Here is a 9596-nt window from a genome sequence, read left to right on the forward strand (position 1 = left end):
TGACCTTCAGCATTGCGCCCATTGCGGCCGTCTAGCAACCATCGGCGGAGTCTCCGAAGCAGACATCCGCCGGCTGGGCGTTATGGAAACGTCGGGCCTCAACCTTAAGGAAGGGCCGCTCGACTGAGCGGCCCTCTTTCATTCAGATGTGAAAGTCGGTGTGATGACTAAACACGTTCCCCCAGAAATCGGCCTGCCCTGCATCGACGTGGTCGGCGCAACCACCGTAGTGGACACCCGGATCGCCCGCATCGGAGTTCGTCGCGGTGTTCGTCAGGTCGGCCGCGTCGGCGGTATGGCTCGGAGCGGTGGTGCTGCCGGCCTGGGGGGCGTCGAACACGAAGCTGTCACCATGGCCGTGGCTCCGCGAATGGTGCCAGTAGCTATGATGCGTCGGCGCTCCCGAATTGACCTGCGTCGTGTCCGTGGTGCTGCTCGTATCGGGAGTGTCGGCCGCCGTCACCTTGATCGTATCCGTGGCGTCGGCCGTAACGGTCTGCCCGGCCGCGGTTGGCTTAGGCGTATCAGTCGTGTCGGCAGTATCGGCCGCCGTCACCTTGATCGTGTCCGTTGTGCCAGTCGTAACGGTCGGCCCGGCCGCGGTTGTCTCGGTCGTGTCCGTTGCGCCGCTCGCATCGGTGGCGCCAGCCGTGGTCTTGTTCACGTCCGTCGGGGCGCTCGTATCGGTAATAGCGGCCGCGGTCGTCTTGATCGCGTCCGTGGTGACAGTCGTTCCGGTGGTCGCGGCCCCTCCCGCCGTGGTCACGTCCGTCGTGCTGCTTGTGTTCGTAGCCGTCGGAGAATTAACGCCCTCTCCACCAGATGAATTTGGGCCGAGAACCGATGAGCTGCCATCAAATGGCGTCACATTGACTGGATGACCCGCCTCTGCGTTCACAATAATCTGAGCGGAATCGCGCGTGTTTGCGTTTTCTACCGCCAATATGCTAGAGACATTTGAGTTTGCATTGCCGCCAGCCCAAAGATCAACATGCGGTGCGTCGGTTGTACTTGCGACTGCATCAGCACAATAATCCTCCATTATGAAATATTTCTGCAAATATGGAACATAGATTTTGGTTCCCGGAGCAAAATCACGCGAATCGCTTGCGAATGTGATTGGGTCCTCGAAGGTGCCCGTACCACCCGCCTGTTGATGCAGTTGAGGATATGCAATCCCGGCTCCAGGAGGGTCATTGTCAGGCCAGCCGTACATCGTCACATGCGCACTGATCGCTTGCTCCGCCATGCAGTAATCCTTTGCAAATAACTAATGTGTGTTGCGAATGCCGTTAACATTGAGGTAAGTGTGGCAGGAATGTGTCGGCCGCGGAGACTTTTCGAAGGCGAAATCGAAATTTAACTGTACTTATTAGTACGTTGGCGATGCTGGGCCGTATCAACTTGTACGCTCAGGTATCGTAATTTTGGGCGAGCTCCATGTGCTATTGGGTGTAGAATCCCGGCGCATTTGCAGCTGGTCTGCGGCATACATTCCTGAAGCCTTTGGACCGGGGGCTGGCATTCCAACGGACGACCTCCTTCCGCTTCTGACGGCCCCGGGGCTCCTGGCGGCCGCGCCTGCGTTCCATGCCTGGAAGCTTTCGAGCAACTTCGTGCAGCAGATCAGCCGTCGGTTCACGTTCCCTCCGAAGCAGGGCCGCTAACCTGGATCTGGAGAGCTAGAAGAATCTGATCGGGGTTGTTGGCGGCGGGTGATCGTACCGACTGTCGAGTTCTGGCGGGTTACAGGCCGGGGTGATCTGGAGACCGACTCGGTTTTCCGTCATGCTGTGGCCAGAGCGGCCTACCTTTCGAGCACGATCAGGCGCATGCGAGAGCTACATTCATGGAGGCTCGATGATCTGGGCTCCGATGTCGGCAGCATCTCTAACACGCCTCGTGCAACCTCCGGCGCGTCAAACGTATGTGGCCTGACCGACACAGTGATCGACTGCGATACCTGTGTGTTCCTTGCGGCACAGCTTCCCACCCCAGCGTTGAACTACGATGAGCATCAATGTTTGAGGCGATGCGGGTGCTAGGATGACGTACCTGACGCAGGAAAATTCTACACAAGTACTTCAAGCTGCCTGGATCTACGCTCAGGAAGAGCGGGAACGCACAGGCGCCATCATCGAATTGCGGCTCACGACGCTCGGACTGACCGCTTTGAACACCAACGCGATCTGCACGCGGATCGCCACCGTGTCGTGCGGCGAGCTGGCCCGCTCCGAGGATCTTCCCCGGCTTTTCGCAAAGATGATCCGGCAGGTATCGGATCAACAGGACGCGGCTACTTCGCCATTTGCTTCGATGGAAAAGCTGGCAGCCTGATTTCTTTCTCCTACATGGGCTGCACGGCAGTCCAGGAATTCTCGCTATCCGGTCTTCATGACCATCCCTGCTGCTGAGCTGGCCGGAGGCTACGCTATGCGGTTTACTCTCGACCCTCACGGTTCCTGGCTGGTCGATCCGCGCGATCTTGCCGCCCGACTGGGCGTCTCGGTGAGCTACCTCAAGCGTCAACTGTCTCTGGGGCTTATTTCCAGCCGCCTCGATCCCGGCTGTGACGAGGATGAGGGCAGATCGCGTATCACGATCCGAGCCTCTTCCGCGGCATGGGAGGGCATCTTCGATAGAGACGGCACCTTGCTGAGCGAGCGTCGAAGCTGATCCTGCTCCCAAGCGTCGGTTGAGGCCTGCCTGTAGCTGATTGTCGAGCCGCGGCACATCCTTGAACCGCAGCGCCTGCTTGCCCGTTGGCTTGAGCGCAGCACGCGCGGGGCCGAACCGGGCCGAGCGAACCACAAGGCCTGGCGGCCGAGGAGCACGCCCATGGCCACGGAAGCTGAGAGAGCCGACCTCGCCCAAATCGCACTGGATGCCTTCCTGCACGCGGAAGGCGCCAATCGCCGTTGGGCCGGCGGTATTCCTGCCTGCGATATCGTCGACCTCATGACCGATCTGCTGCTGCTCGCGAAGCAGCGCGGCTACGATCCCTGCACGGTGATCGGCAAGGTCGAGCGGCATCTGAAAGCCGAGAGCGGCGAGATCTGCTGAGGCGCCTTGTGGAGGAGTTGGCAGATGTCAGGATGGGCCCGGAAAGGCATCCTGCCATTCCACACCACAGGGGCTGATGCTGAGGCTTCGCACCCTTGAAGCTTGGGCATGCGCCTCTGGCATGCCAGCACCAACAAATGTGTGCTGGAGCACTGAGGCGCGGTGTGGGATATGCCACGACGACAGCACGGCGATGGCGTCGCCGCACTGGCCCTTCAGTGGGCGTTTCCTCCCTAGACTGCGGGCCGCTCACATCGGGCGGCCCATTTTCTGTCTGGGTGGCGGCCTTCTAGCCGCCACGCCATCTCCCAGCAAGCATCATCTTTCATTGCTCGTGGAGAGGTGGCGATTTTGTGCACAGTCGAGCTGGTTCGGAGACGATCATGCTGAGGGTGGCGATACCCGCGGCCTCATCTCCACCAAGTCCATTAGGGCTTGCCCAGTGGACCGCCCCAGAGCCGTTCCAATGGAGTGGTTTCGGGCTTTTGGGACGTCATCGAGCTCCGTCTCGGATCCTACTGGAACGATCCAGTCTGATGAGTGGACACTGAGACTGCAGAATAGCTCTCGGTGGGCTGATCGAACGAGCACCATAATGCAAAAATGTTGGGTCTAGGCCTAAAATTGCTCGTACCTATGCGACAAACGCAAGGCTGGCATTTGGCATCTGGCATGCCACAAGAAGGCGTTCGATGGCATAAGCACTGCAACGCAAACAAGCGCACCGGACGCCTACCATGATCTCTCTGCTCCTGACCGCCGCCGTCGTTGCTGGCGCTGCGAACGCCGCGCTGGTCGCCTTTGTGGCCGACCGCCTGAGCCCGAAGGCTGCCGCCGCTGGCGAGTTCGTCGCCATCACCGAGACCGCGCCGGCTGTCGGCAAGGTCAGCCGCGTCGAGGTGAGCAACGAGAACGTCCCGGCCGTGGCTGCCAAGCGCGCCGCCTGAGCGAGCCCGCACGTAGTGCTGACCCCGCAAGCTGATGAGCCCTGCCAGATCCTGGCGGGGCTTTTTTGTGTCTGCGGGAGGCCCAGAGCTGAGAGGAACGGGTGATCAGCGGAGCCGTTGATCCGATGCACGGTCCGCTTCCCTCCCCTCCGCGGCCGTGCTTTTGCCCCAGAGACGACCTTCGGCCTCGGCCCCGCCGGGGTTTTTCTTTGCGCGCTAGATCTCAGTGTTGGATCGGGACGCCGCCGAGCAGCCTGCGGCGTTAGGCGACGACCTCGGCCATTTGCCCGCATCAGCCCAATCCAAGTGCCGAGTTCGCGCCGACGCTCGGTGGCCCCGGCCATGAAGCGCGCGTGACGGTACATACCTCGCGCTCGCTCTTCGGCGCGCCGGCGACCCTGACGTCACTGCTGGGTCGCCATGCGGTCGATGAACAACGCGCCTTTGGAGATCACGGTCTCGCCTGCCGCCAAGCCTTCGACAACCTCCAAATTGTCGTCATTCAGCGTGCCGGGCGTGATGCGGCGGTGCTCGACCACGTTGCCGTCCTTGAGCACCCAGACGCTCGCCTTCTCACCCTCGAAGATGACCGCCCGGCGCGGAACGGAGAGCGAGACGATGTCGTATTCCTTGATGATGCGGACGCTCGCGTACATCTCGGGCTTGAGCAGGTTGTCGCTGTTGTCGATCTCGCCGCGCACGACAATCCGCCGCGTCAACGGGTCGACGGAGGTCCCGATGAAGTTCACCCGGGCCTCGAAGGTCCGGTTCGGATGGGCGAGGACGCGGAACAGCAACCGCTCACCCAGCATCACCTTGGCCGCGTCGGGCTCGCGCAGGTGCGCAACGAGCCAGACCAGCGACAGATCGCCGATGACGTAGGAGGGGTCTGCCCCGCCGGTGGCGACGTACTGCCCAGGGCCGATCTTGCGCTGGATGATCGTGCCGGAGAGCGGCGCGTTGATCATCGTCTCGGCGTTGATCACGCCCTTCTGCTGGAGGGCGGTCATGTCGGGATCTTTGAGGCCGAGGATGCGCAGGCGGTTGCGTACCGCCTCCAGCCCCACCTCGGCCGTCTTGAGATCGTTCGTGGCGTTCGAAAGGTCGTTCTGCGCGACCTGAAGCTCGCGCAGGGTCGTCGCGCGCGTCTCGAACAAGTCGCGGAGGCGCTTCTCGACCGTCTGCGCGTGGAGGGATTGGGCGCGGCTCTTGTTTAGTACGTTGAGGGCGGCGAGGTAATCGTTCTGCGCCTGAACCATCTCGTTCGCTTGGACGGAGAAGAGCGGCACGCCCTGTCTCACGTACTGCCCCGTCTGCCCGAAGATCGCGACGACACGCCCCGGATAAGGCGAGAAGATCGGTGTCGCCCTGTACTCGTCGACGCTGATCTTCCCTTCGGTGACAATCTCCTCATAGAAGAACCTGTGCTCCACACTCGCCGTCGTGAGCGTTGCGAGCTGCCGCTCCGTGAGCGCGAAGTCCCGCCGAGAAGGCTGAACGAGGGCCGCTGGCGTGGCGATCAGTGCCGTCGACGGGGCCGCTGTCGCTCCGGTCGAGCGCTGATACCAGACTGTCCCGCCCACACCGGCTAGGAGCACCAAGACGATCAGGACCTGGAGCCAGGGCTTCAGGACAATGGGTCTGCCGTTCCGGCCATGCGCATCGCTCATCGGCGTCGCACCCATAGAAAAGCGCTCGATCGCTTGGGCCAGCATCGATCGCTTCCCAACATTAACGCACAGAAGGCAAATCTGCTTCACAATGCCCAGAGTTCATCACCAAGTCCGTACAGGCGTCGAGGCAAGAAATGCTCTTGGCAGGAACTCTGAGAACCTAACGGAGTGAGGAGAAGCTGCTCAGCGGCTTAGCTGCACTAGGCATCTTCCTCGGCCATCTGCCGCATCCGTGAGTGCAGCCACTTTGAGGCTGTGCGGGTCGCTGTGGGGGAGTTCGATGGCCTGCCCAAACAGATCTCGTGTATCATCCTCCGCACCGGAGAGCCGATCCGCCAGCACAATGAGATGAAGACGATCTATCGCGTTTTCAGAGAGGACTGAGCCTAAGGAATGGTTGAGGTGCAGAAAGCGGGCGGCCTGAAACCTGCAAGCGATCTGCAGGCAGGACGTTTGGACAAGCGCAGTGAGCCGACGGTGATGCCTGGGTGGCCAATCATCCGCGCGCTCGCAAGGAGTTCTAATCCTTATGGTTGAGCCCGCCCCCGGCACCCCCGCAGCTTTCGTCCGACGGTTTCTAGCCGACCTGTTGAAGGCGGCTCTGACTGCCGACGACCAGCACAGTCTGGCTTGGCGGCAGGAGGTAAGGTGGGGATCTCCTCGCGGGCGATGTCCGGCAGGAGGGATCGGCTGGATGTGAGCGCCCCAGCCAGCCGAAGGCGGAAGGTTCGCGATTAGTGAAAACCCTCTGCGCCGTAGGGCTCATGGGGCGCAGCGTTCAGCCGAACACGCAACACGCGCAGCACGAGGTCGAGTGCGCGTTTGACCTCCTTGTCGCCGGTTTCAGCCGCGAACGTGTGGGCGATCAGGACGTGATCAGCGATGAGATCAAAAGGCGACCGCGCCGGCTCGTGGTCCCTGGAAACGGGCGGCTGGAATGATCCCTTGCTACCGAAGGCCGTCAGGACGTCGGACGCGCTCGGTGCAATCTCGACTACCGAGCCAAGATACCCCAGGAAGGTGCGATGAGGTGGTCCGAAGGATGGGACTGCACCGTCAACGACCCAGATATATCGACCGCTCGTGTGCCGCAGCCGATAGCGCATCGTGAACTCCTCCCTGGATGCGGTCGCGTCTAGGAAGAACATTCTGATGTGATCCCGATCGTCGGGATGGACCGCGTCGAGCCATCCAAGACCGAGCACCTCACCCGGCTGTTGCCCTGTGAAGGTACACCACTCAGGACTAACGTACGTCTGAAGCCCGTCGCTGTCGGTTGCCCAGATCATCCCGCTCATCCGTGGCGCGAGCGCTTGCAGTACGCTAATCCCAACTCAACAAGAAGCACAATCCGTTTCCAAGCGTCCGCGTGCTGAACGACCTCCGAGTGGTCTGGACGTTGCGCTGAACTGATGCATCAATTGCAATGGAATCGACGCCTGGTGCGTGCCTCATCACAGCGTTTCGACATCTCGTCCACCAGAGCTTGGCAATATTTCTGGCATGCAAGCCTTGACCGTTATTTTGGACCGAGCCAGTTGCGCATCTACTGCAGGGTAGCGGCCATGGGTAGACGGAACCCTGTGCCAGGGACGGAGACGGGCGCAGGCAGCCGGTAGCCCAGCGACGAATGCGGCCTCTGTCCTCGTCTCATCTCCGGCTCCTCCGGTCTCGGCCGATCCTCTCAGTCAGCCCGGTCCAGAACCAACTGGCCAGAGCACCCAGCAGCAAGCACGCCCTCGCCGCCCAGCTGATGCCCCGCGCCGCTGCATTCGCGCGAAATACAGAAACGTAGCCATATACAGATGGCGTATGTTTACGACCTGTTTAATGCCAAGTTTGTATTCTTTTGTGGAAAATTTGGGCTGTATCGTATACCGAAGGAGAAGGGCGCCGGATCAAAAAAAGTCAAGGAGGATGGCGTACCATGAGCCCGACCAACGGAAGAACCAGCCTCAGTTCCTGCGCAGAGTACGCCCGCACTTTACCCTCAACGCAGGAGAACGCCCGATGACCATCTTCGGTGTCGCGCTCCTCGCCCTCTGCACCCTGATTGGGGTCTATCTCGGCGATCTTCTCGGGGTTGCCCTCGGCGTGAAGGCCAATGTCGGCGGCGTCGGTCTCGCCATGATCCTGCTCATCGCCGCCCGGGTCTGGATGATCCGCCACGGCAGGCTCAGTCACGGCGTCACGCTGGGTATCGAATTTTGGTCGACGATGTACATCCCGATCGTGGTCGCCATGGCAGCGCAGCAGAACGTCGTAGCGGCCGTGAGCGGCGGCCCTATCGTGGTCATCGCGGCTACCGGTTCACTGCTCCTCTGCTTCGCCTGCGTGGCGCTCCTCGGCCGGATCGGACGCCGGGAAGCTGGGCCGAATCCGGTGGTCGAGCATGGCGGCTCAGTGATCGCAGGTGATGTCTACGACGAGCCACCCGTGTGGGATCCCGCCATCCAGAAGCCCTCCGCGCCGAATGCCACAGCCCCTGCCGCGGGATCCTCCCTCTCCGATGCGAGGGGGTGAGAGCGATGCCGCACATGATCGAACACGTCTTCGTCGAGCAGAGTCTCGTCGCAGCCTTCGCCGTAGTTGGCGCTCTCATCCTGGTCTCGAACGTCGTTGGCAAGCGCTTGACCCATGGGCGCGTCCATGGCTCGGCGATCGCCATCGTGCTCGGCCTGGTGTTCGCGTACTTCGCTGGGGTTTACACGGGTGGGAAGAAGGGGGTCGCCGACATCCCGGCGCTCGCCGGCATCGGCCTGATGGGTGGGGCCATGCTGCGGGACTTCGCCATCGTGGCGACCGCCTTTGAGGTCGACGTCATCGAGGCTCGGAAGGCCGGCATCATCGGGGTGGTGGCACTGGCGCTCGGCACCATCCTGCCCTTCGTCGTGGGAGCACTGACGGCCGTGTCCTTCGGCTATCACGACGCAGTTTCGATCACGACGATCGGGGCAGGCGCCGTTACTTACATCGTCGGTCCGGTGACAGGGGCGGCGATCGGGGCCGATTCCACCGTTATGGCCCTGTCGATTGCCACCGGGGTCACCAAGGCTGTGATGGTGATGGTCGGCACGCCTCTGGTGGCAAAGTTCATCGGCCTCGACAATCCGCGCTCAGCCATGGCCTTTGGCGGCCTGATGGGCACGGTCAGCGGCGTGGCGGGCGGCCTAGCCGCAACCGACCCCAAGCTTGTGCCCTACGGCGCGTTGACGGCGACTTTCCACACCGGCATCGGCTGCCTCGTTGGCCCATCGCTGTTCTTCCTGATCGTGCGCGCTCTGGTGGGATGAAGCATGCCTCTGCGCACGTCTCTCGACCCAGAACATCTTGAGGGACTTGGCAGGGATGAGTTTGCCGAGGATCGGGGCCTCCTCTCGGACCAGATCCGCAACGCGCTGACGGACGAGATCGCAGCGGGCACGCTCGCGGCGGGGATCGCCCTCGACGAGCAGGACCTCGCCGACCGGTTCGGCGCCTCGCGCACGCCCGTCCGCGAGGCCCTGCGCCAGCTTGCGGTGAGCGGCCTCGTCGAGGTGCGCCCGCGCCGGGGCGTCGTCGTGACCCGGATGACGCCCGAGCGCATCATGGACATGTTCGAGACGACCGCCGAGGTGGAGGCGATGTGCGTGCGGCTCGCCACCTACCGGATGACGCCCCTGGAGCGGAGCCATCTCCTCGACCTGCACGAGAGCGCGGGCGCGCTCGTCGAGGCGGGCGATGTCGACGCCTACGACGCCCTCAACCGGGCCTTCCACGAGGCGCTCTACCGGGCGACCCACAACGCCTTCATGGCCGAGCAGGCGCTCGCGATCCGCACGCGGCTGGCGGCCTTCCGCCGGACGCAGCTGCGCCAGGGCGAGCGCATCCAGCGCTCGCGAGCCGAGCACGGCGAGATCCTGGCGGCGATCGC

10 protein-coding genes are annotated in these 9596 nt (G+C 62.4%); 7 read left to right on the forward strand and 3 right to left on the reverse strand.

Annotated elements, in window-relative coordinates; all coding sequences use genetic code 11:
* Positions 1-142: 142 nt before the first annotated feature.
* The gene (locus tag E1J50_RS24520; protein ID WP_132256636.1) at positions 143-1249 is read right to left on the reverse strand and encodes a hypothetical protein; all 1107 of its coding nucleotides are present in this window, start codon (positions 1247-1249) and stop codon (positions 143-145) included.
* Positions 1250-2046: 797 nt separating this feature from the next.
* On the opposite strand from E1J50_RS24520, the gene E1J50_RS24525 reads away from it, so the two are divergent.
* From E1J50_RS24525 to E1J50_RS24540, 4 genes are all read left to right on the forward strand, one after another.
* Positions 2047-2337 (forward strand): hypothetical protein, encoded by a 291-nt coding sequence (locus E1J50_RS24525; RefSeq protein WP_132256638.1) that lies wholly within the window; start codon positions 2047-2049, stop codon positions 2335-2337.
* Positions 2338-2394: 57 nt separating this feature from the next.
* On the forward strand, positions 2395-2676 hold the full coding sequence (locus tag E1J50_RS24530) for a DUF6522 family protein (RefSeq protein ID WP_245516739.1): 282 nt from the start codon (positions 2395-2397) through the stop codon (positions 2674-2676).
* A 162-nt stretch (positions 2677-2838) separates the two neighbouring features.
* A complete protein-coding gene (locus tag E1J50_RS24535) occupies positions 2839-3063 on the forward strand; it encodes a hypothetical protein (protein ID WP_132256641.1) in 225 nt (74 codons plus the stop codon).
* 737 nt (positions 3064-3800) lie between these two features.
* Positions 3801-4010, forward strand: coding sequence for a hypothetical protein (locus E1J50_RS24540; protein WP_132256643.1), 210 nt, complete (start codon positions 3801-3803; stop codon positions 4008-4010).
* A 404-nt stretch (positions 4011-4414) separates the two neighbouring features.
* Here E1J50_RS24540 and E1J50_RS24545 read toward each other — a convergent pair whose 3' ends face one another.
* A complete protein-coding gene (locus E1J50_RS24545) occupies positions 4415-5725 on the reverse strand; it encodes an efflux RND transporter periplasmic adaptor subunit (RefSeq protein ID WP_245516740.1) in 1311 nt (436 codons plus the stop codon).
* Between the two features lie 692 nt (positions 5726-6417).
* Positions 6418-6981 (reverse strand): PAS domain-containing protein, encoded by a 564-nt coding sequence (locus E1J50_RS24550; protein ID WP_132256645.1) that lies wholly within the window; start codon positions 6979-6981, stop codon positions 6418-6420.
* 712 nt (positions 6982-7693) lie between these two features.
* Between E1J50_RS24550 and madL the strand changes: the two genes are divergently transcribed.
* From madL to E1J50_RS24565, 3 genes are all read left to right on the forward strand, one after another.
* Positions 7694-8206, forward strand: a complete 513-nt coding sequence (gene madL / locus E1J50_RS24555) for a malonate transporter subunit MadL (RefSeq protein WP_132256647.1) — start codon at positions 7694-7696, stop codon at positions 8204-8206.
* A gap of 5 nt (positions 8207-8211) precedes the next feature.
* The gene (gene madM / locus E1J50_RS24560) at positions 8212-8976 is read left to right on the forward strand and encodes a malonate transporter subunit MadM (RefSeq protein ID WP_132256649.1); all 765 of its coding nucleotides are present in this window, start codon (positions 8212-8214) and stop codon (positions 8974-8976) included.
* Between the two features lie 3 nt (positions 8977-8979).
* A partial coding sequence (locus tag E1J50_RS24565; RefSeq protein ID WP_132256651.1) for a GntR family transcriptional regulator occupies positions 8980-9596 on the forward strand: 617 nt, incomplete at its 3' end.

Source organism: Methylobacterium segetis (genome assembly GCF_004348265.1).
GTDB lineage: Bacteria > Pseudomonadota > Alphaproteobacteria > Rhizobiales > Beijerinckiaceae > Methylobacterium > Methylobacterium segetis.

Coding starts and splice junctions, on each gene's coding strand:
- E1J50_RS24520 (WP_132256636.1), bottom strand. CDS start 1,249: ATGGCGGAGCAAGCGATCAGTGCGCATGTGACGATGTACGGCTGGCCT.
- E1J50_RS24525 (WP_132256638.1), top strand. CDS start 2,047: ATGACGTACCTGACGCAGGAAAATTCTACACAAGTACTTCAAGCTGCC.
- E1J50_RS24530 (WP_245516739.1), top strand. CDS start 2,395: ATGACCATCCCTGCTGCTGAGCTGGCCGGAGGCTACGCTATGCGGTTT.
- E1J50_RS24535 (WP_132256641.1), top strand. CDS start 2,839: ATGGCCACGGAAGCTGAGAGAGCCGACCTCGCCCAAATCGCACTGGAT.
- E1J50_RS24540 (WP_132256643.1), top strand. CDS start 3,801: ATGATCTCTCTGCTCCTGACCGCCGCCGTCGTTGCTGGCGCTGCGAAC.
- E1J50_RS24545 (WP_245516740.1), bottom strand. CDS start 5,725: ATGCTGGCCCAAGCGATCGAGCGCTTTTCTATGGGTGCGACGCCGATG.
- E1J50_RS24550 (WP_132256645.1), bottom strand. CDS start 6,981: ATGAGCGGGATGATCTGGGCAACCGACAGCGACGGGCTTCAGACGTAC.
- madL (WP_132256647.1), top strand. CDS start 7,694: ATGACCATCTTCGGTGTCGCGCTCCTCGCCCTCTGCACCCTGATTGGG.
- madM (WP_132256649.1), top strand. CDS start 8,212: ATGCCGCACATGATCGAACACGTCTTCGTCGAGCAGAGTCTCGTCGCA.